General features: G+C 52.0%; 18 protein-coding genes. 4 read left to right on the forward strand and 14 right to left on the reverse strand.

Going from position 1 to position 21,826, the window contains the following annotated elements:
- From FRIGORI9N_RS12025 to FRIGORI9N_RS12055, 7 genes are all read right to left on the reverse strand, one after another.
- Complete coding sequence (locus FRIGORI9N_RS12025; protein WP_159571323.1) at positions 1–1,653, reverse strand: ShlB/FhaC/HecB family hemolysin secretion/activation protein; 1,653 nt, start codon at positions 1,651–1,653, stop codon at positions 1–3.
- 18 nt (positions 1,654–1,671) lie between these two features.
- Positions 1,672–2,451 (reverse strand): 3',5'-cyclic-nucleotide phosphodiesterase, encoded by a 780-nt coding sequence (locus FRIGORI9N_RS12030; RefSeq protein ID WP_159571326.1) that lies wholly within the window; start codon positions 2,449–2,451, stop codon positions 1,672–1,674.
- Between the two features lie 30 nt (positions 2,452–2,481).
- Positions 2,482–4,221, reverse strand: coding sequence for a patatin-like phospholipase family protein (locus tag FRIGORI9N_RS12035; protein WP_159571328.1), 1,740 nt, complete (start codon positions 4,219–4,221; stop codon positions 2,482–2,484).
- 93 nt (positions 4,222–4,314) lie between these two features.
- Positions 4,315–6,612 (reverse strand): AsmA family protein, encoded by a 2,298-nt coding sequence (locus tag FRIGORI9N_RS12040; RefSeq protein ID WP_159571331.1) that lies wholly within the window; start codon positions 6,610–6,612, stop codon positions 4,315–4,317.
- A gap of 12 nt (positions 6,613–6,624) precedes the next feature.
- Complete coding sequence (gene dnaQ, locus FRIGORI9N_RS12045) at positions 6,625–7,347, reverse strand: DNA polymerase III subunit epsilon (RefSeq protein WP_159571334.1); 723 nt, start codon at positions 7,345–7,347, stop codon at positions 6,625–6,627.
- On the reverse strand, positions 7,344–7,784 hold the full coding sequence (gene rnhA, locus FRIGORI9N_RS12050; RefSeq protein ID WP_201301496.1) for a ribonuclease HI: 441 nt from the start codon (positions 7,782–7,784) through the stop codon (positions 7,344–7,346). Before rnhA ends, dnaQ begins: the two co-directional genes overlap by 4 nt.
- Before the next feature lie 33 nt (positions 7,785–7,817).
- Positions 7,818–8,636, reverse strand: coding sequence for a class I SAM-dependent methyltransferase (locus FRIGORI9N_RS12055; protein ID WP_159571337.1), 819 nt, complete (start codon positions 8,634–8,636; stop codon positions 7,818–7,820).
- Between FRIGORI9N_RS12055 and gloB the strand changes: the two genes are divergently transcribed.
- Both gloB and FRIGORI9N_RS12065 read left to right on the forward strand, forming a co-directional pair.
- On the forward strand, positions 8,627–9,400 hold the full coding sequence (gene gloB / locus FRIGORI9N_RS12060) for a hydroxyacylglutathione hydrolase (protein ID WP_159571340.1): 774 nt from the start codon (positions 8,627–8,629) through the stop codon (positions 9,398–9,400). The genes FRIGORI9N_RS12055 and gloB overlap by 10 nt on opposite strands.
- 119 nt (positions 9,401–9,519) lie before the next feature.
- Entirely contained in the window at positions 9,520–10,812 is a 1,293-nt protein-coding gene (locus FRIGORI9N_RS12065; RefSeq protein ID WP_159571343.1) for a transglycosylase SLT domain-containing protein, read from the forward strand.
- Between the two features lie 4 nt (positions 10,813–10,816).
- On the opposite strand, the gene FRIGORI9N_RS12070 is transcribed toward FRIGORI9N_RS12065, so the two are convergent.
- The 5 genes from FRIGORI9N_RS12070 to FRIGORI9N_RS12090 are packed head-to-tail and all read right to left on the reverse strand — an operon-like array spanning position 10,817 to position 18,012.
- Entirely contained in the window at positions 10,817–12,655 is a 1,839-nt protein-coding gene (locus FRIGORI9N_RS12070; RefSeq protein ID WP_159571346.1) for an ABC transporter ATP-binding protein, read from the reverse strand.
- Between the two features lie 4 nt (positions 12,656–12,659).
- The gene (locus FRIGORI9N_RS12075; protein WP_159571349.1) at positions 12,660–14,057 is read right to left on the reverse strand and encodes an ABC transporter permease; all 1,398 of its coding nucleotides are present in this window, start codon (positions 14,055–14,057) and stop codon (positions 12,660–12,662) included.
- A gap of 13 nt (positions 14,058–14,070) precedes the next feature.
- The gene (locus FRIGORI9N_RS12080; RefSeq protein WP_159571351.1) at positions 14,071–15,048 is read right to left on the reverse strand and encodes an ABC transporter permease; all 978 of its coding nucleotides are present in this window, start codon (positions 15,046–15,048) and stop codon (positions 14,071–14,073) included.
- Positions 15,048–17,336 carry an ABC transporter substrate-binding protein gene (locus tag FRIGORI9N_RS12085; protein WP_159571353.1) on the reverse strand — a complete coding sequence of 763 codons (2,289 nt, stop codon included), beginning with the start codon at positions 17,334–17,336 and terminating at the stop codon, positions 15,048–15,050. Before FRIGORI9N_RS12085 ends, FRIGORI9N_RS12080 begins: the two co-directional genes overlap by 1 nt.
- Positions 17,337–17,376: 40 nt before the next feature.
- A complete protein-coding gene (locus FRIGORI9N_RS12090) occupies positions 17,377–18,012 on the reverse strand; it encodes a DUF882 domain-containing protein (protein WP_159571355.1) in 636 nt (211 codons plus the stop codon).
- A 64-nt stretch (positions 18,013–18,076) separates the two neighbouring features.
- On the opposite strand from FRIGORI9N_RS12090, the gene gltX reads away from it, so the two are divergent.
- Both gltX and FRIGORI9N_RS12100 read left to right on the forward strand, forming a co-directional pair.
- Complete coding sequence (gltX, locus tag FRIGORI9N_RS12095) at positions 18,077–19,498, forward strand: glutamate--tRNA ligase (RefSeq protein WP_159571357.1); 1,422 nt, start codon at positions 18,077–18,079, stop codon at positions 19,496–19,498.
- Positions 19,495–20,706, forward strand: coding sequence for an O-succinylhomoserine sulfhydrylase (locus FRIGORI9N_RS12100; protein ID WP_159571360.1), 1,212 nt, complete (start codon positions 19,495–19,497; stop codon positions 20,704–20,706). Before gltX ends, FRIGORI9N_RS12100 begins: the two co-directional genes overlap by 4 nt.
- Positions 20,707–20,783: 77 nt before the next feature.
- Here the strand turns inward: FRIGORI9N_RS12100 and FRIGORI9N_RS12105 are convergent, their stop codons facing one another.
- Both FRIGORI9N_RS12105 and FRIGORI9N_RS12110 read right to left on the reverse strand, forming a co-directional pair.
- Positions 20,784–21,113, reverse strand: a complete 330-nt coding sequence (locus FRIGORI9N_RS12105) for an H-NS family nucleoid-associated regulatory protein (protein WP_159571363.1) — start codon at positions 21,111–21,113, stop codon at positions 20,784–20,786.
- 79 nt (positions 21,114–21,192) lie between these two features.
- A complete protein-coding gene (locus tag FRIGORI9N_RS12110) occupies positions 21,193–21,786 on the reverse strand; it encodes an isochorismatase family protein (protein ID WP_159571366.1) in 594 nt (197 codons plus the stop codon).
- Positions 21,787–21,826: the final 40 nt, after the last annotated feature.

Below are 21,826 nucleotides of genomic sequence, written 5' to 3' on the forward strand. Positions count from 1 at the left end.
TTACAGGGAAGTGGCAAAAGTGACGTGCAACATCACGTCACCATGCGGTTGAATGGGTAAGCCCGACACAACTTTGGCCAGGTCAACTCGAAATTGATGTTTGGGGGAGAATGCAAAACGGACGCCGACACCGTAGGACATCAAGTGCGGCTCAACCGGCGACCCAAACACCGGGTTGTTGAATTTCAATTGGGCAGCATCTACGAAGCCCACGAACTGCAATCGTTCAAACAGTGTTCCAAATGTTTTATTGATATTCGGCCCCATCAACTCGAGAGACTGGCGAAGGCCGCGGTCTGCGGAAACAACGCGTTCTTCGAAACCACGCACCGAATAAACACCACCAGCACCAAACTGCTCACCAGGGATCAATGAGTAGTCGGTGTGCTGCGCATCCAGCTGCGCGGTCAAACGCCAACCTGGCATGACCTGTTCAGACCAGCTTGCATTGGCGCGAATAACGTCAAAATTGGCTTCGGCTGCAGGGTTGGTCATGCTGTATTGCGCAGTTGAATTATTTCCGCCGGTCACATAATTCTTGAAATAGCCAATTTGAAAAGCCCGCTGGCGAGAATCCTGCGCCTCGGTCAGGGAATACGACAGGCCCACAGGTCGACTTTCCAGTTCAGGCACCAAGCTTGGGCCAAAACCATTGAGTTGCACCTGACTGACAAATTCTTTGATTTCATGAGAAAAAGTGAGTCGCGCGTCAAACCCCGCCAAGCGATCCAGTAATTTCACCCAACGAATGGCCACGGTGGTACCCGCACCGGCCACCGACACGGAACTGGCAGATGGGCCAGACCCCACACTCAAATTGCCCGCATCGACGTTGGAATCGCTGTAAGCCATTTCCAGCATGGAATCCAGGGAATAGAACGGCACCTTGTAATTCAAGCCGAAGACTTCGACATCAGACCAGCGGCCTGGCGAGGTCACGTATTGAAACGAGGCCATGTGGCCTTTGTTGAATGCATTGTTGTGCTGCAGGGCAAGCCCCATGCGGAAGTCGCCCGTGGCATTGGTACCCGAATTGTCGAGTGTTAAATAAGCTGCCAAGGGATTTTGATCAGACACTTGTACTTTTGCATCCACCAAACCCGGTTTGTCGCTGGGTTCCAGGCGCACGCGTACAATTTTTGCCGGATTGTCATTGATCAGACGCAGGTTTTTGTCCATGTCGACGGTGTTGATCAGGGCACCGGGCTGCAACACCACCAAACTTTGCTGAATGGATTCTGCGGTGAAATGATCATTGCCAGCCACGGTCACCACATCGAGTCGGGCATCCACAATTTGCAGCTTGAGCTTTTCTCCCGGCGTAATTTCCTGCTCAGGAATGAGCACACGAACAACCTCATAGCCCGCCTCGGCGTGTAGTTGCTCCACCGCCACGGTGGCCGCTCGTAAATCATTAAAGGTGATTTCTCTTCCTGAAAAACCCTGCAATATCGACATCACTTGATCGCGCGGCACCAATTCTGGGCCCAACACCTCAAAACCGGAAAGCTGGAAGCTGGGTTCCTGATATTTGTCGCTACCGGACTTCGAATTGGCTGTACTTTCAGGCAAGGGTTGTGCATTCGCGAACTGCAAATGCGAATTGACCAACAGCACCACTGCACAGGCGACTGCGGATAGTTTGAATTTCATAGAATTGTTGTGGAACCGTTAAATGTTAAAAATCATTCCGGCCGATAGAATGCGCAGCGGCTGGCTTCCCGGATACTGCTGTAACTCTTTTTGAATCTGGTCGTGTTCTCTGGGTTTTAGGTGACTAATCCAGATTTCACATGCTGCGTTTAATTTTTGAAGCTCACCAAACAACAAACTTGGGCACAAATGCTTGGCCAAATCTGCAAGCCATTTTTCCTTATCGGGAAAAGCAGCCTCGATAAAGAAATAATCTACCTTTTTTGCCTGGTTGATAAGGGTGAACAACCGGTCTGTTTGGTGTGTGTCTCCAGAAAAGCACCATCCACCTGTGGGCGTATCAAGGAATACACCCACGGCAGGCACCGTGTGGTCCACTGCCACCGTTGTAATTCTGCGTTTACCGAATACCAGTTCTTCTTCAGGCTGTATCTCAACATACTCCAGTACCGGGTTTTCTGCATTCGGAATTTTTGAGAAGTCAGGCCATATTTCCTCATTGAAAATATGCTGTTGCAAGGCCTTGATTGTGGGGGGGGTGGCATAGACCTTCAACGGGCGTTCACGACCAACGCCCACCGTATCGATCAGGAAGGGCAATCCACAAATGTGATCAAGATGTGAATGCGTGATGAAGACATGCTCAATTTGCTCCAAGCGAGCAAAGTCAAGCTCGCACAACCCTGTGCCTGCATCGATCAAAATATCGCTGTCGATCAGGAAGCTAGTTGTTCCTTGTCCGGGTATACCGATACTGCCGCTGCAACCCAACACCTCTACTGTAGAGTGTTTTTGCATCAAAGCCTCGTAAGAATGACGACTGCGTTGTTATGTAATTTTGTGAAGTAAACCCAGTATATCCGGAATTGCCTTACGCCCAGCCTCGTAACCCAAGGCAACGATCTCTTCTCTGCGCTCAAACTCCATCAATCCGATTTGCTCGATCGGAGGTTGAACATACAAATCACTAATCACCTTGGCTTGCCTTGATTTTTCAATGCCACCCAGTTCAATGACCCGCATTAGCGACTTCATCATGCTGGGCATTTGCACGCTGCCCTCATCGACCATGTGCGCGGTGATGTCTTCCTCAAGCCCAACATCCACGGTGACAATTTTTCGTGCGCCGCGGGCACGCATGCAATCAACAGGCACATTGTTGACCAGTGCGCCATCTACCATCACATGCCGGCCCGCCATGAAAGGCTCAAAAAACACGGGAATCGACGTACTGGCGCGCACCGCCTCCCACAACGGGCCTTGTTCAAACAAAAACTGATTGCCCGAGGTCAAATTGCAGCTCACCGCGAAAAACGGAATGGGTTGATCTTCAATCAACAAATCTCCGAATACGCTCTGGTACATGTCATTGACTGCCTTGCTTTTTACAAAACCGTGTTTGGGTATCCAGTAATCAGTCAGTTTGAATGGCAATCCTTTTTTAAAACTGGTGGCCAGCGCTTTGTTCACTTCTGCTGAAGATCGACCCGACGAAATCAGGGCGCCAACCAGGGCACCCATGGATGTTCCGCCCACGGAGTCAACCACAACACCTGCCTCTTCAAGCGCTTGAAAAAATCCGGCATGCGCAAACCCGCGGGCACCACCACCGCCAAGAACCAAACCGAGAGTCAGCCCCAGCACATGGCGTGCCGTGCGGGCATTGTCCGAATGGTGCCCCCGCCGCACATGCAATAGTTTAAAACCACTGCCAAATTCTTTGCGTATGCGCTCAACCACCGACTGCTCAACCCAGCCCGCCTCGTGAACAAGGACAAACCAAACAGGCAAATCATCATTGGCCGATTTCAGTTGCGCCCTCAATAATTCGCAACTGCGCGAATCATTCAAGGTACTTGCGCAGAGCATCACCACCATGCAATCCACTTCTTCGATCAGGCGGTCGTCCAGTTGCTCCAGCGGTTCAGTCTCGATCATTTCCACCAGCCAGCTTGTCGCACTGAGCGAATGGGGTGGCGTCACATCGCTGAGCTGCTTCCATCGCCGCAATTCGCAATGCCGTGCCATGGCAGACTGGAAACCTTCGATCGCCTGCGTGTTAAAACCCTCGGGCCGAACAAATGACTGAAACAAAATAAATTGATGCTGCTTCAAAGGACCGCTGTACCCGAGTTCTCGCTTGAATCGGGACACCAACATTCGGATAAGGTGATGGTAGACCGATCTGCTGTACTCGCCGAATTGTTCCAGGGCAGCCTGATCGATCTGGAGTAGAACACTGTCGCGGCGGGCAGAAATTGTGAGCGTGCGAGGGGCTTGGTCGAAAAAACCAAGTTCACCGATCATTTCACCTGGATAAAAAGAGAGGGTAATGTCTTGAAAACCATCCGGACGAAAACGCTGCCCTTTCAGCTGGCCTTGCAACAAAAGGTAAAAATGGAGACTGGCTTCACCTTGTTCAAACAAGGTTTCCGCACGGCGCAAACGAACCAGTTTTGCCAACCGTATTAACTGCTCAGCCTCACCTGGCTGAATTTCAAGCTTTTTAGATAAAAGCTCAATGGCGTAACTCAGCTCAATGACCGGCAAGTCAGCAGGTTCGGACACAGGGACACCGTTATAAGAATAATTTGACTAAATGTTAGCAAACTATTGCCTTGCCAAACACCTACCCCCATGGGGCCCCCGATCCGCGATTGCCTATCGATTCAGAAATCCTTTGAAGGCATCTTTTAATTTTTCCTCCGCCTTGCCTTTCAACTCTTCCTTTTTCTCATCTATTTTGGGTTGCAGTTTGGCTTTTGCGGCCTCCTTGGCCAGTTCTTTGAACTGCAACTCCCATTGAACCCCGGTGAACGGGCCATACAGGCGAACAGGCACGGTCACTCCGTTCAAACCGGAATCAAGTGTTTTGCCATCCTGGCCGGTGCTGGTTGCGACCACGGAAGCTTTGGCCAGGTAATCAAGACTGTTCTTGACCAGGTTCACTTGCCCGGCACCACCAATTCGAAACAGCGGCGCCATCACGCTTAAATCGTTCGAAGTTGCAACGCCATTGGCAATGTCAAAACTAACTGCGAGGGAACTGAAATCGGTTTTCTGGGTGGAATCTGTTTTTTGCGTGGCATTGCTGCCGCTGCTTAGCAGCGATTTGGCATTGCGAAACCGCTCGGCCAGGTTGATGCCTTTAATGGCCCCGTCTTGCAAACTGACAGAGACCTTGCCGTCCAGCGCGGCCTTCATCTGGTTCACGGTATTGCCGGTGGTGCGAATATTGATTCCCACATTGCCCTTGCCCTCCACCATGTCTTTGTCCAGCAAGGCTTTGATCACCGGTTGAACCTGAACACCGGTCATGTTCTGGTTCACGGTCACGGTTTGGGTGTTTGCATCGGCGGTGATCACACCCTTGGTTGATCCACCATACAACTTTGCATCCAATGGAGAAATAGTCAGCTTGCCGCCCCGCGCCACTGCCTTGGTTTTCACTTGCTGAGCCTGAAGATTGGACACCTTCAGTTCACCAATATTGGCGGTAATGTCCAGATTCAAATTGCGCAAGGGGCTTAGGTCAACTGGCGTGTCTTTGGCGGTTTCTGCAGGCTTGCCTGAATTGGTGGAGTCAGCCGCTTTTTTGGGCGGCAGCAGCGCATCAATGTTCAGCTTGTCTGCGTTCAGCACTGCGGTAATTGCTGGCTTGGTAAAGTTTTTCACTGCCGCTTTCAAATCGAAACTGGTGGCTTCAAATTTCGAATTCAAATCCAGTTCGGCAGTTTTCTCGGTGTTATTGACCACAAGCCGACCTGCCAAGGGCATGCTGGCCTCTTTTTTAGGCAATGCCGGGTCTTTCACATCCAGCTGCCCGGTCAAGGCAGCCAATTCGATTAACTGACTTTTCATGTTCAGGCTCATGGGGCTGGCCAGCTTCAAATTCACTGTGCGCTCGCCTTCCACCAAATTAACCGTGGTGTTCAAGGCTGCAGAAACCGCCTGCTTTAAATTACCCTGCAAGCCAGTCAAATCGATCGTGGCTTTGATACTGCGTGTGGGCTGCTTCAAATCCGCTTTGAAATTGAAAGCTTCGCCGCGGGCAACCGTTTCACTGAGTTCCAGCGAGGGCGAGTTCAAACTGACGTCGAATGCGCCCACATTGGGCAATTGCCCTTTGGCCTTGGCATCCAGCGACTGCGCTTTGACTTCCAGCGTTTTCGGGTTTACGTTCAACGTACTGGCCTGCACATTCACATCCGCCTGTTGTTGATCCAGTTGCCCCAACACGGCAAATTTCAGGTTTTCAAAATTTGCATACAGGTTTTCACCCAAACCAAACTCAAGGCGGGTGTTCAGGTCAATGTTCAAATCAGCTTGCGGTTTGTTGGCTTTCACATTGCCCTTCAGTGCAATGTCGGTTGGCACGCCGGGTTCAATGCGGCCGCTTTGCATTGAGAAGTCATTCAGGGAGGCTTGCAGACCTGTTTGATTGTCTGTGTAGGTCACATTTACTTTTTCAAGCGCGATCGAGTCCACCGAGAAATTCAGTGCTTGCTCACCCGCTTGCTGCGTTGGTTCAGGCTCTGCTTGAGGTTCGTCTTTTTTCTCGGGATTGCTCAAGTCATCGAAATTGAACTTGCCTTCGGCGTTTTTCACCACGTTCACAGTGACACCGCTGGCCTGGACAGCGTCGACAACCACTTCGGAACTCAACAGGGGCAATAAGGCCAATGAAATGCTGACCTTGTCCGCTTTCAGAAATTGATCGGTGCTTTGAAATTCAGAGAGTGTTACGCCATTCAGGTCGGCGCCAATCGAGGGAAACCACTTTAACTGCACAGGGCCGGTGAATGCCAAATCACGCTGCTGTTTTTCCTTGACCACCGCACTGGCTTTATTCAACAAAGCCTGCTGGTCAATGGTATTCACCAAAATCGCTGCGGTGGCTGCCAATACAACTGGCACCCCCACCACAATGCCCACACCCCATGCAATCGCCTTTTTCATGGCGCACCTCCCTTAAGCTGCTTGTTCGTCCGTGGTCTGGCTGATCTTGCTCCACACACTTGGGCCTTTGGCCACTTTTTCAATCTCGGTCAAATAAGCCACGTGCAAAGCCAGCTCATCCTCAGTCGGTTCGGGTTCTGGCAAATCCAGGGCGCTAAGTTTAATGCGCTCTACACCGTCGTCGTCATGGTGTGCATTCAGATCAATCACCAGGCTATCCTGCCCGCGTGTCATGGCCAAATACACCTCAGCCAGAATTTGCGAGTCAAGCAAAGCGCCGTGCAATTGACGGTGCGCATTGTTCACGCCAAGTCGGTCACACAACGCATCCAGATTGTTGCGTTTGCCGGGAAACATTTCACGCGCCATGCCCAGGGAGTCAATGACGCCATCCACATAATCGGCCATCTTGCCCAAACCAAGGCGTTCAAGTTCGCCATCCAGAAAACCGATGTCGAATGATGCGTTGTGAATGATCAGCGTGCTGCCTTGCACAAAGTCGAGAAAATCTTTGGCGATCTGTTTGAATTTGGGCTTGTCCGCCAACATTTCACCGGAAATTCCATGCACCTGAAAAGCGCCCTCATCCACCTCGCGTTCAGGATTGACGTATTGGTGAAAATGATGATCGGTGACTTGCCGTCCGTTCACCTCAATACAACCAATTTCAATAATGCGGTGGCCTTGCCGAACTTCCAGACCAGTTGTTTCAGTATCGAGTACCACGTATCTCATTGTTTCATCACCTTTTCTACACCAAGGTTTGCCAACGCATCGGCCTTTTCGTTACCGGGGTTGCCGGAATGGCCTTTTACCCAGTGCCAGCGAACCAAATGGCGCACGCTGGCTTCGTCCAGTATTTGCCACAAGTCGGCATTCTTCACCGGCTTTTTGTCCGAGGTTTTCCAACCGTTCATCTTCCACTTCGGCATCCACTCCAATACTCCTTTACGCACGTACTGCGAATCGGTGTACACGTCGATGCTGCAGCGCTTCTTCAAAGCATTCAATCCTTCAATGACAGCAGTCAGTTCCATGCGATTGTTGGTGGTATTCAATTCACCACCACACAATTCTTTGGCATGGTCACCCGATTGCAAAAACACACCCCAACCACCTGGCCCCGGGTTGCCTTTGCATGCCCCGTCGGCATACATCACAACGCTGGCAATTCTCTGTTCACTCACAATAAAATCCTGTTGGCCTTATCCACGGTCGCCTATTGTAGGTGTTTTATTCAGCGCCTTATTGGCCACAGGTTTCAGTTGACGCGCGGATACTTTTTTGTCCTTGAAAGCAGGGCCAATCAAACGCATGCCGCGCACGCGCTTGACTGCGCATACAAAATAGACTGCGCCACAGACGGGCCACCACCGGTCGCCCGCATGCTCCATGAAACCCATGTGGCTCAGGCCCTTCTCGGTGAAGGCGGGAAAGCGATAGCAACCAAAACGACCAAACTCGGGTTCACAGGAAAGCAGTTTCAACCAGTCCTTCAAGCGACTCAAATGAATGGGTTCACAACCTTCTGGCCACACAGGTGCCCAGCGTTTCAGGGCGGCATGGCGCAAGCCCCACAACGACATTGGATTAAAACCGGTAATGACCACGCGCCCTTCGGGCATTAACACCCGCTCCACCTCGCGCAGCAACTGGTGAGGATTCTCAGAAAATTCGAGCACATGCGGCAACACGATCATGTCCAGCGATTTGCTCTCGAAAGGCAATTCTTCAAACTCGGCAAAACAATCCGGGCTGATCACCTCGACACCGGCAGGCTTGTTGGCCACCAAACCCTGCTGCACATAGGCTTTGTGCGGAATGCGGCTTTCTTTGAGACCATCGACCAAGCGGGTGCCAAGTTGCACCGCCCTGAAGCCAAACAGATCGGGCACCACTGAATCGATCCATGCCTGCTCACGACTTGTGAAGTACCGGCCCGCTGGCGTGCTCAACCATGCGTCGAGTGCTAACATTTGAGCTTGTTGTGTACTCAGTTCGTTCAGGGGTTCAGATGGAATCATTCAAGTCTTCTCAAGTTTCGAATTGGTCGGTCTACGGCATTCCGGCCTTTCAGGACAATTACCTTTGGGCGATCGTGCATGAACCCAGCAAGGCCTGCATGGTAGTAGACCCTGGTTGTGCCAAGTCGGTTCAAGATTTTCTGGACGCCCGAGGCTACCATCTTAGCGGTATTTTGATCACCCATCACCACATGGACCACGTGGGGGGAATTGATGCGCTGTTGGGCAAAGCAAAGAAAGACCTGCCGGTGTATGGACCCGCCAGCGGACGGATTGCGCAAATCAATCGCCCGGTGCGCGAGGGCGACACGGTGGATGTTCACTGCCTGGTGGCGAAAGTTCTGGAAGTACCGGGCCATACGCTGGACCACATCGCCTACGTGATCGAGCTCAAAGACACCATGAACAGCGAGGAAGTTTGGATGTTTCCCGGCGACACACTGTTTTCCGGCGGCTGCGGCCGCTTGTTCGAAGGCAGCCCCCAGCAAATGTTCGAATCACTTCAAAAACTCAATCAATTTCCTGCAAATACCCGGGTGCACTGTGCGCATGAATACACAGAATCCAATATGCGCTTTTCGCGAGCCTACGCACCAGACTCCAAAAAAATTGAAGATCGAGAAAGTGAAGTCCGCAGAATTCGGGAACAAGGGTTAAGCACTATTCCGACAACACTAGAGACCGAACGGCTCAGTAATTTGTTTATCAATGCAGCAAACCCCATTGAATTCAAACAAATACGTGAGGCAAAAGACAAATTCTGATCGCAATAATCAATTAACATTATTTCACGATCACACTTATTTGAAATAATTCAAGGGGTATCACTCAAGCTGGGGCATGGGTCAACTCTCGATTGACCTACACAAAAGTTCAACATAGGATGCACTTTCGTTTCGCACTTCGCCCTGCCCGGCACCCATACCCTTTGAAACACGACTCGTTCAAAAATGGAATCAAGCACGCAGTTAAAACGCCCTCCTTGGGACGTTTCAAGGCGATGCTGACGGTTTTGGCCGGTCTATTTCTCGGGCCCAGCCTTGCATGGGCCAACGCCCAGCAAGCAGAAATTGCACTAAACGGTGGCAACGAAGACGCACAACTGTTTGGACTGGTCGGACCAAACCCTGGACTTGAATTGAAACTGTCAGGTCCTCTGAAGCTGATCACACTTGATTTTGCTGAAGAACCAGGCGATGTGTGGGCCGACATTCGAAAAGGCTTTTCAATACCCGACCTTGAAACACCGGCGATCAAAGTTCGGGAACGTGCGCTGCTGAAAAACAAACGCCTGGTCAATGCCATGCTGCAGCGTTCCGAGCCCTATATTTATTTCATCGCCCAGGAATGTGCAAAACGCGGTATGCCCTCCGAGCTTGCGCTGCTGCCTTTCATCGAAAGCCAATTCAATCCGCATGCCCGCTCTCCGTCGGCCGCTGAAGGTTTGTGGCAGTTTATTCCCAGCACAGGTCGTCAGTTTGACTTGAAACAAAACACGTGGGTGGATGAACGCCGGGACCTGGTGGCCTCAACCCGAGCCGCACTGGATTACCTGACCTACCTGTACGACATGCATGGCGACTGGCACCTGGCCTTGCTTTCCTACAACTGGGGCGAAGGATCCGTGTTAAGGGCGGTAAAAAAAGCACAAGAGGCTGGCCTGGAACCTACCCTGGACAATCTTGAATTGCCCCTGGAAACAAAACATTACATTCCCAAATTACAGGCGTTGAAAAACCTGATCCAAAACCCGGAACGCTTCGGGACCACTTTGCCCAAGTTTCCCAACAAGCCTTACTTTGCGGAAATCAAACGCAGCTCAGACGTTGATCTGCGAGAAATTGCCAGACTGGCAGGCGTTGAACTGGAGATAATTCGCAAATTAAACCCGGGTTTGAACCAGCCAATTTTGTATGCAGCCCACAGCAACACACTTCTGGTACCCATTGAGTACAGCGCAAAAATTCAGGCAAGCCTGAGTGTATACAAACCACCCAAACCCCAACGCAGCTACACCGTGAGGAAAGGAGACACCTTGGGTGAAATTGCAGCGCGTTTTGACGTGAGCGTTAAGGCTTTGCAACGCCTGAACGGATTGGGCAAGAAGAAACTGATCAAACCCGGAATGAAATTGGGCATTCCCAACGCCCCAAAGCCAGGCAACTGGGAATCCTGAATTGTTACAACACAGGTGCAGCGTCGATTAGCTGGCGGGTGTAGGCATGCTGTGGATTGGCAAACAAATGTTCTGCAGAACCTCGTTCAACGACATCGCCGTGCCTTAGCACCACCACTTCATCGGCCAGATACTGCACCACAGCCAGGTTGTGGGTAATGAACAGCAGGGCCACGCCTGTTTCGTTTTGCAATCGCTTGAGCAAATTCAGTATTTGGGCTTGCACTGAAACATCCAGCGCAGAAGTGGGTTCATCACAAATCAAAATTTTCGGCTCAGATACCAGGGCACGCGCAATCGCGATGCGCTGGCGTTGCCCTCCAGAGAACTCATGCGGAAAACGCGCAAGTGCCTCGGCGGGCATGCTGACTTGATCGATCACTTTCGCGATTCGCAAGGCGCGGGCCTGCGCATCCATGTCAGGACGCAAACTCAGCAAGGGTTCTTCCAGAATTTCAGCAATTCGGTGGCGCGGGTTCAGCGAGGCAAAGGGATCCTGAAACACGAATTGAATTTTAGAGCGCCAGCCTTGGGGGCCACGTTCGGCCCACTGGCGAAGTGGTCGGCTTTCCATCAGCACATCGCCGTCTACTTTCGCATTGCTGCCCAGCAGGCCCAACAAGGCCCGGGCGGCTGTGGTTTTACCCGACCCTGACTCACCCACCAAGGCCACGGTACGGCCCTGTTGCAAGGTTATATCCAGCTTGTTCAAAACAGGTTTGAATTGTTTTTTCAGCAAACCACCTTTTTCAGGATAGGCCACTGACAGCGACACAGTTTGCAAAACCACTTTGCCCTGTTTACCGATCGATACCGAGTCATCGGCAGCCTGCAAATTGGCCTGTGGTTTCTTGAACGACAAATCAGCATGGTAAAAACAGCGCACGACATGGGTGTCTGTGGCAGCACTCAATTCAGGAGTGCTCTCTTGGCAATTGTCTTGCGCATGCATGCAGCGGGCGGCAAACCTGCAACCCGGCTGCGGGTTGACCAAAGAGGGCACCCGGCCCTCCAGCGCATACAAGGCCTGCCCGCGCTGGGCCTGGCTTGGCAAGGACTTCACCAGTGCGTGGGCATACGGATGCCGCGGCGCCGCAAAAAACTCGGCGGTGCTGGCTTTTTCAACCAGTTGGCCTGCATACATGAGCCCCACCGTGTCAGCCATTTGCTTCACGATGGCCAGGTCGTGCGTAATCAGCAGCATGGCCATACCCTGCTCACGCTGCAGGGTTTTCAGCAAATCCAGCACTTGGGCCTGAATGGACACATCCAGGGCGGTGGTGGGTTCGTCCGCGATCAGTAAGTCGGGCTTTACACTCAAAGCCATGGCGATCATCACCCGCTGCTTTTGCCCGCCCGACATTTCAAATGGGTACTGTTGCAGGCGTTTTGCAGGCTCGGGAATGCCAACTCGGGCAAGCCATTCCTCGGCCTCTTTCAAAGCCTGTGCTTTGCTGGCGCCTGTGTGTAAGCAAATGATTTCAGTGAGCTGATCGCCCACGGTCATCACCGGGTTCAGGCTGGTACCGGGCTCCTGGAAAATCATGGCAATGCGTTTGCCCCGCAAGGTTCGCATGGCAGTTTCGCTGATACGCAATACGTCCGTACCCTCGGTACTGGCAATGCCCTCACTTAATTTCACTTGTCCGGCCACAATGGCGCCACTGTCGGGCAGCAAGCGCGCAATGCTCAGCGCTGTCATGGACTTGCCACAACCCGATTCGCCCACCAAGGCGAAAGTCTGCCCCTTTTCAATGGCCAGAGAAATGTCGTCCAATGCATGCACCCAACCGGCCTCGCTGGCCAGTCGGGTAGAAAGTCCGTGGATGTCGAGCAAACTCATACGCTTACACCCTTACCAAAGATTGTTTCAACTGGCGTGCGCGGGGATCGAATGCATCACGCACGGCATCGGCAAACAGGTTGGCTGACAGCACCAGCAACAGCATGAATACAAACGCTGCCACCAGGCTCCACCATACAATCGGTTCACGGCTTAACTCCAACCGTGCCGCATTAATCATGGTGCCGTAACTGAAGGTACTTGGGTCTACGCCCACGCCCACATAACTCAGCACGGCTTCGGCCAGCACCAGGCCAGAGAAATCCATCACCATGGCGATCAGAATCAGGTGCATCAAATTGGGCAACAAATGCGAGAACAGAATTTTTACGCTGGAAACACCACTGGCCCGTGCTGCGAGAATGTAATCCTGCTCGCGCATTTTCAATACCTCGCCGCGAATTAGTCGGGCAAGCCCTGTCCAACTGGTCAAGCCCAAAATAGCGCACAGGAAAAACAGGCGAAGGTCTGCCTTTTCAACCGAGGATGCAAATGCTTCGGGGTTGGCATCCAGTGCAACCTGCAACATCAGTACCGTTGCGGCAATCAACAGCACGGAAGGAATGGAATTCAAGGTGGTGTAGATGTACTGAATAATGTCATCGACCCAACCCCTGAAATAACCAGCGGCCAAACCCATGGCAATGCCCACGGGCAGTGTTAGCAAAGTGGTCAACAAGCCAATCAGCATGGCGGTGCGCAGGCCTTTCAAGGCGATGTAAAACACATCAACACCCACCTTGTCGGTGCCCAGCACATGGTAGGCCTCGGCCCACTTCCAAACCACACCGCCGAGAATACACAACACAAACAAGGTCCACACCACAGCCTGATATGCACCACTGCCGGTGAACACACTGATGTTGTTTTGGTGTTCGGCATTGGACATGGCCCGGCGAATAATCCACAAGGCCGAGAGGAAAAATGCCCACAACACTGCACCGCCCAGCGCGCCTTGATACGCCCGTTTCAACAGGTCCTGGCCTTTCAGGCTTTCATCTTGCAGGTGCGCGCCACCAAACTGCAAACGGGCATAATCGCGCACGGGTTTGCCGTTCAACTCCATGGTCTCTTTGCTCAAGGCTCGAGTGGCCAGGGGCGCGGAATACGATTTTTCGCGCTCGTAAGCCAATGGGCCCAAGGCGACGTCCAGCACCGAAATGATGGGATTGGCATAGCGGCTTTGTTGCTCAACATTCAAACGAAGATGAACACTGTCCAACAAGGTAATGACCACCGCCAACAGCAGAATCACCAAACTGGCACTGGCAATTTTTGATTGAAACACCAAACCCCAAGAAGCACGCGACAACGGGCTTTTGATCACACTGCGGGCATAGGCCAACACGCCCAAAACCAGCAGCCAAATGAGTACATCAGTGAGCAATAGTGTGGGTATCATCAGCCAGCGCCCTTTAAGCCAAACGAACCCGAGGGTCCGCGATGGTGTAAGCAATGTCGGTCAAAATCAAACCCACCAAATAAAGCACGGAACCTATGAACACCATGGCACGTACAATTGCGAAGTCTTGCGACTGAATGGCCTCGATGGTGTAACTGCCCAAGCCGGGAATGCCGAAAAACGATTCGGAAATCAGTGAACCCATGAACAAAAGGGGAATGACCGTGACGGAGCCGGTCAGAATGGGAATCAGCCCGTTGCGCAACACATGCCGCCCCAGCACTTGCACTTCAGACAAGCCTTTGGCGCGTGCGGTTCGCACATAATCTTTGTTGATTTCTTCAAGGAAAATGGTGCGGTACCAACGCGTACCACCACCCAAGCCACTGACCACGCCAATGAGAACAGGAAGGATCAGGAAACGCCAAGCATCAAGGCCCGAGTCATATCCGGAAATTGGCACCAGTGCCAGTGTTTTCGAGAATAGGTACTGACCACCAATGATGTAAAACAAGCCGGAAATTGACATGGCCAGCACACACAACACCACGCCGGTTAAATCAAGGTAGGTGCCCCTGAAAAATGTCAGCAGCAACGACAGCACAATGTTCAAAAACAAACCAAGAATGAATACCGGAACGGCCAAAGCCAGGCTGGGCCCTGCACGCTTTGCAATTTCATTGGCAATGTTGCGGCCGTCGTCCGAACTGCCAAATTCGCCCACAAACATGGGTACCGACTTTTGAAAGAAAATGGTTTCTGTCAACTTGCCTGTGGCTTGCGCTTCGCTGTTGATCAGCAGTGGCAAGTCGTACCCCTTCTCCCGCTTCCATTGATCCACCGACTCTTGCGAAACCCGCTTGCCACCCAATGCCAAACGGGCCATGTCATCAGGACTGTTCACCTGAAAAAACAACACAAAGGTAATCAGGTTGACGCCCAATAGCACCAACAAACCGTACAACACACGGCGCAGCAAATAGTTGCCCATCAGCGTTGCCCTCCTGTGCTTTTGGCCAAATCTTCGCGGATACCCATGGCCTGTTCGCGGCGTTTCCATGCAGCCCAGGCTGGCCAGATAAACAACGCCAGTGCAATCAACAGCACTGGAATGGGCCACCACTCAGGCTGATTCCATTCTTTCCTGGCAGCGTCGCGCTTGGCCGTGTCAATTGTTTTGTATTTAATGCTGTTGCGCGCAAGGTCGTTGGGTTTCACATTCCCGTACCACTCGTGAATCAAGCCGAATTGCTGGGGCACAAAAGCAAACAGCCACGGCGCATCGTCTTGAACCAGATCAGTCATTTGGGAAATAATTTGTGCGCGCTCCTCGTTGTTCGGCATGGTTTTCATGCGCTCAAACATCGCGTCGTACTGCGCGTTGGAATAATTCGATGCGTTTTCACCCGCAGTTTTTGCTCGACTATTGGGGCCATAGAGCAGGAACAAAAAGTTTTCCGGATCGGGGTAATCGGCATTCCATCCCAGGAAGAAAATTTGCGCGTTGCCCTTGCGGATTTTTTCCTGAAAACGATTCCAGTCTGTGGCCCGAATATCCAGCTGGATGTTCAATTTGGCAAACTGCTTGCGGTACCAGTCAAAGCGGGCTTTGTCGCCAGGGCCCCCACCGGTGGTGTCTAAAGCCAAAGTCAAAGGTTGCCCTGTTTTCGGATCAATACCGTTGTTGTAGCCAGCCTGTTTCAGCAAAGCCAATGCATCTTCAACGGGCTTGCGCACTGGCTTGCCATCAACAATGTCATACACCTGCGTGTTGTAACCAGCCTCGCCTTCCTCAAAGCCAAATAAACCTGGGGGTACAGGCCCGTGTGCGGGTACAGCACGGCCATTGGTAAATATCTGCGAAAACTCTTCCCAATCCATAGCGATTGCAATCGCCTGACGAAGCAACTTGGCGCGCTCGGCATCTTGGGCAGATTGACCTGGCCCAACCACAGGATCGAGCCAGTTAAAGCCCAGATAAAACATGCTGGTGGACAAAGAAGTTTCCAGACGAATGCCTTTCTCAGCCATTTCAGGGGTCAGGGCCGCGTCACCATCTGCACTAGCGCGAATGGCTTGGTCGAAGGTGTCTGCACTGACACCGGAGGTGTCGTAATAGCCCTGCAAAAACTTGTTCCAGTAAGGAATGCCTTCTTTCTCGCGCGTGAACACGACTCGATCAATGAATGGCATGGTTTTACCAGCATCGGCGAGCAAACCTTTGGCTTCGTCGTCAGGCTCACCTTCTGAAGGATAGGGCTCACCCCGGTGGTTGGGATTGCGGGTGAGCACCATGCGGGAATTCGGATCGTTCTCGGTCAGCATATAGGCGGCAGTACCCACGGGCCACCAATCCAATACCAGGTTATTTTCGATGAACCCTTTTTGGCTGTAAAAGGCATCGGCTTCCCAGGGAATGGGTGCAAAAAACGGCATGGCCAACCAGTAAATAAACTGCGGGTACTTGCCGTTTACGCGGATTTCAAGGGTGTGGTCGCCCAGCGCTTGGGCACCAGGCAAATCGAATTCACGCAAATCAAGCCACGGCAAATCAGCGGTGGCCGGCGGAAACGCGTCGCCTGTTTCCTTCTGGATTTTTTCTTTCAGCGCTTTGTCGTGTTCTTGCAGGGTTTTGGACAACTCGCCCAAACCGACCACGTAGTCACCCATGTGCCCCAAAATTGGCGACACAATTCTGGAACTTGCCAAGCGCTTGATCTCGTACACGTAGTCGTGTGCGGTCAGTTCACGCGTGCCCTGCACCTCGAATTGCAGGGGGCTGTTGTACTTGCGGGCTTCGTCGCCCAGTTGGTGATACAAAAAATTGCCTTGCTCATCTTTGGCAAACGCAGGGTGCGGCTGGTATTTGATGCCCGGCTTTAATTGAATGGTGTAAACACTGGTTTTGACGGCGTCCAAGGGTGCATCGTCGGGTAACACATTGCCCGCCTCATCCAGGTAAACGGGCATTGGCATGGCCGCAGCCGCCAGCGGTTCAAGCTGATAAGGGCGTTTCAGGTAATGGTACTGAAACAGCGGTTCGTAAATTTGGTAGGTGAATTCGGCTTCGTCTGACGTATAGGACTGCGCCGGGTCCAGGTGTTTGGGCCGAGCTGTGAAGGCGGTGTAAAGGGTGTTGAGTTTTTTGTCTGTGGCGGTTTCAACATAGGGATTGTTGGGTGCTTTGCTACATGCGGCCAAGGAAAGGCCCAAAGCCGCCGCCACAACAAAACCACCACTCCACTGAACTGCTTTTGCGAAACGCTGGAAAACTGCCAAAAAACCACCCTCGCACTGTTGTTTTTTTAGATGGCCTTATTTAACCACGCCAAACGCGCTCCGGACCCGTGTCAGCATGAATCCAGCCACCTTTTGAACCGACCCGGAAGTAAAAGCCCACGCCGCCAGCACGGAAACCTTCTACCAACTCACCCAATACCTTGGGGTGCAAGCCGGGCAGCCGGAAATCAACCGCCTGTCCTTTCAAGTGCAAAGAATTTCGGGCTGCGGGCAGGCCTTGTTCAATCAGGCGAGAATTGGTTTTGAGGCTACGATAACCCGAGGTGATTTCAACCGGGGCAACAAAGCCATAACGACGAACAAAGGCCTGTGCAGCCCAAAGGGTGTCGATAATTTGCGTGTCCATGCGGAAAATCTGATTTGCCTGCACGTCTCGAAGCAAACCACAAATCTGTTCGTAGGCGATTGGGTTAAGATGTCCGTCTTTCCAGTAAGTAATGTTCAAGCGCTCGCCCGATTGTGGGCGTACCATTTCAAGGGTGCGCGGTTGCAACCAAAATGTCAGGTCAACCAGCCCCGGATCGAACAAATCGGGTGGAGGAAGCAAATCGGAACCAGCGGCCAAAACGCCGCGATTCAGAAATGTGTCTACCGAGCCAATAACGGCCAAAGTGCTTACCGCTTTGAGAAATGATCGTCGGTCGAAATTGTGCATTGCCATAACTTAAGAATTTACTTGAACTTATAATATGAGTTCTTTGAAAAAAAGTCACTAATCCATGTCAACAGATCGCCAAAATCAAACAGTTCGCACCCGTTTTGCACCCAGCCCTACCGGCTATTTGCATTTGGGTGGCGCCAGAACCGCTTTGTACAGCTGGGCTTTTGCCCGCCACCACAAGGGTCAGTTCATTCTTCGCGTGGAAGACACCGATGTTGAGCGGTCTACGCCCGAAGCCGTTCAAGCCATCATGGACGGCATGGCCTGGTTGAACCTGGATTACGATGAAGGCCCGTTTTTTCAAATGCAGCGCATGGACCGTTACCGGGCCATGATCGACAAACTGCTTGAAAAAGGCGATGCCTACCTTTGCTACTGTACGCAAGATGAGTTGAATCAAATGCGTGAAAAGCAACGGGAAAATGGTCAGCGCATTCGTTATGACGGCACCTGGCGCCCCGAGGCTGGCAAAGTGCTGCCCGCGCCACCCGCCGACGTCAAGCCTGTGGTGCGCTTCAAAAACCCGTTGAGCGGCGCTGTAAGCTGGGACGATTTGGTGAAAGGGCCCATTTCAATCAACAACGAAGAAATGGACGATTTGATTATCGCCCGCCAGGACGGCACGCCCACCTATAACTTTTGCGTGGTGGTGGACGACTGGGAAATGAAAATTACCCATGTGATTCGTGGCGACGATCACATCAACAACACGCCGCGCCAAATCAATATTTTGAAAGCGCTGGGCGGTGAGCAGCCCGTTTACGGCCACATTCCGATGATTCTTGGCCCCGATGGCGAGAAGCTGTCCAAGCGCCACGGCGCGGTCAGTGTGGTGCAGTACCACGAAGAGGGCTTTTTGCCCGACGCCATGATCAACTACCTGGCCCGCTTGGGCTGGAGTCACGGCGATGACGAACTTTTCAGCCGCGAGCAATTGATTGAGTGGTTTGACTCGACCAACCTGTCGAAATCGGCCGCACAGTTCGACCCTGAAAAACTGAAATGGGTGAACGCCCATTACATGAAACAGGCCCCGAAAGAATTGCTGCTGTCGGACTTGCAAACCCGCCTGGAGCAAGACGGTGTGAATGCATTTGAAGGCCCCAAACTGAATGATGTGCTGGATGTGGTGCTTGAACGCGCCTCCACCTTGGTGCAACTGCGCGACGAAGCCGCGCTATTTTACAAAGTGCCACAGGTGAATGCTGAGGAGCTGGCCCCCATGCTGGCCGAAGCGGGTGTGCGCGCAGCGCTTGCCGAATTCAACGAGGGCCTGAACGGTGTGGACTGGAATGTGGAAGCACTGAATGGTTTGGTGAAAGCCACCATTAAAAACCACGGCTTGAAAATGCCCAAGCTGGCCATGCCCTTGCGTTTGATGTTGACGGGCATCACGCAAACGCCTTCAATTGACAAGGTAATGAACTTGCTGGGCAAGCACACTGTACAAACTCGAATTGCGCAAGGATTGCAATCATGAGCAACAACAAACCCAAGGCGAACCCTGCCGACTGGGGCACAGCCACCCAGGCCATTCGCGCGGGCAGCCACCGCACTGAATTTGGCGAACATTCCGAAGCGATGTTTTTAACATCGAGCTTTGTGTTCGACAGTGCCGCACAGGCCGCCGCACGCTTTGCCGGTACCGAAGAAGGCAATGTGTATGCCCGTTTTACCAACCCCAGCGTGCAAATGTTTGAACAACGCCTGGCCGTGCTGGAAGACATGGAATATTGCCTGGCCACATCCAGCGGCATGGCTGCCATAACAACAACCTGCATGGGCTTGCTCAATGCAGGCGACCACATTGTTGCGTCGAAGGCTTTGTTTGGCGCCACTGTGCAGTTGTTTGTGAACATTCTGTCGCGCTTTGGTATTGAAACGACGTTTGTGGATGGCACCAGCATTGAGGCTTGGGAAAAGGCGATCAAACCCAACACCAGGTTGTTTTATAGCGAAACACCGTCGAACCCGCTGACTGAAATTCTGGACATGAGGGCGCTGAGCGACTTGGCCAAAAAGCACGGCATTTACAACGTGGTCGACAACTGCTTCTGTACCCCTGCCCTGCAAAAGCCGGTCGATTTCGGCACCGAAATCATTATTCATTCCGCCACCAAATACCTGGATGGCCAAGGCCGTGTGCTGGGTGGCGCCATTTGTGGCCCCAAAGACTTGTTGAAAGACAAAATTCTGCCCGTACTGCGTACAGCGGGCCCAACCCTGTCTGCATTCAACGCCTGGGTGCTGTTCAAGGGTTTGGAAACGCTGAACATTCGCATGTTGGCGCAATCGGCTGCTGCGCTTGAAGTTGCCACCTGGCTGGAAGCGCACCCTGCTGTGAGCAAGGTGTACTACCCTGGCCTGAAAAGCCACCCACAGCATGAACTGGCCATGAAGCAGCAAAAAACAGGTGGTGCAATTGTGTCGTTCGAGGTGAAATCCATGAACGAAGACGACGCACGTGCCAACGCATGGAATGTGATCGACAACAGCCATTTGATGTCGATTACTGCCAACCTGGGCGACACCCGCACCACGATTACCCACCCTGGCACTACCACGCACGGAAGGCTAAGCCCTGAAGCGCGTGAAGCTGCCGGCATCAAGCAGGGCTTGATTCGCTTGGCGATTGGCCTTGAGGATGTTGCCGACTTGAAGAAGGACTTGGCGCGCGGGCTGGGCTGACTGGCCAGGAAGTACGCGAACGGGCAAAAAAAAGCCGCTGATTTTCATCAGCGGCTTTTTCATGACTGAAGCGCACATTAAACGCGCATTTGGTCTTCGATCAAACCCTTGGACAAGGCGTCTTTCATCCAGTTTGGACGCTTACCGCGGCCAGACCAGGTCAATGAGGAATCCTGAGGGTGACGGAAACGCACAGGCGCTGGTCCCAGCTCGCGTTTTCCCTTGACTTTGCCTCCACCCAATTCTGCAAACAATTCCTCAAGCTTCAAACCTTTTGAAGCAGCAAGTTTCTTTACTTCTTCAATTGCCTGCAACTTAGAACTACGTTCATTCAATTCTTTTTCAATGGTTGACTTCAATTGTTGAAGCTCAGAAGCACTTAACGCCGATAGATTTAGTTTTTTCATTTTTGATTTTAAGAAAGTTTATTAACAAGCCCGATTGTAATTAAATTTGATATTAACCACAAACCACAACCTAAATTGATTACTTAATCAAGTCAAGCGCGAATTTAAAGTGTTCATTTTCTGCACTTTCCAACCATTCAAACACCACCATTTCGGTTGTGACCAGCTCGGCCCCATTGCCCGCCAGCCGGTCAAACGCGGCATCCCGATTTCTCTCAGTTCTGGATCCACAGGCGTCGGTGACAACCCAGACCTCCATTTCCTCATTCAACAAGTCGAGTGCGGTTTGAAGCAAGCACACATGCGCCTCTACACCGGCAATCACAATACTGGGGCGCTCAGAGTCCTGATTATTCTTTTGCAAATGCTTGGGCAAACTGCGCGCATTGCCTGCTGGTGCTTTTGAGGTCAGTAAGTCGACCAAACCTTCCGGACAGGCGCTAAAGTGGGTTTTGCGCATTGTGGCTTTGCAAAATGCACCCAGGGCTGGCACAAACGGACCTATTTTGTCCGGAACATGTTCAGTACCAAAAACAGGTACACGCAACTTTTTGGCCAAGGAGGCCAAAATTAGTGCATTGTTATAAACATCATCTGCCTGATGAATGGCAGGCATCAACTTTTCTTGATAATCAATTAAAACCAGTTGGCTTGATTCGTGATTCAATAACATTCGATGTGATAAACCAAAGTGCAAAACAAGAGCATACAAG

Source organism: Limnobacter sp. 130 (genome assembly GCF_902506325.1).
GTDB lineage: Bacteria > Pseudomonadota > Gammaproteobacteria > Burkholderiales > Burkholderiaceae_B > Limnobacter.